We start from the raw sequence: 270 nt of genomic DNA, 5'->3' as shown, positions 1-270 counted from the left end.
CTAAATGGCCCAAGAAGGCAAAAGGACGCCTTCTTAGTCCATTCATCTTATGCTTGTCGGGGCTGAACGAGCCGCCTACGCATTTCGTGCTGTCCAGCGTTTCCCGCAGGAGTCGAGCACCTGCAGCGAGAATCAACTGACGAAAAGTTTGACGATCAAAAAGAAAAAGTGGAGATTGCGTATGCCACTGCTCTTTCATTCGTTGCAGTGACTGATTTTATTTAATATTCCAATACTCTTTTTAAACTGATGGTCACAAACCATTTTGCT

Annotated in this window: 1 protein-coding gene; it reads right to left on the bottom strand. The window is 44.8% G+C overall.

Annotation, left to right across the window (positions count from 1 at the left end):
• Positions 1–199: hypothetical protein (locus JI667_RS21465; protein ID WP_206858475.1), on the bottom strand; the 199-nt coding region annotated here is incomplete at its 3' end.
• Positions 200–270 lie beyond the last annotated feature (71 nt).

The sequence above is a fragment of the Bacillus sp. NTK074B genome (assembly GCF_017303375.1).
Classification (GTDB): Bacteria; Bacillota; Bacilli; order Bacillales; family Bacillaceae_B; genus Rossellomorea.
This window is presented reverse-complemented; position numbering and strand designations above follow the sequence as displayed.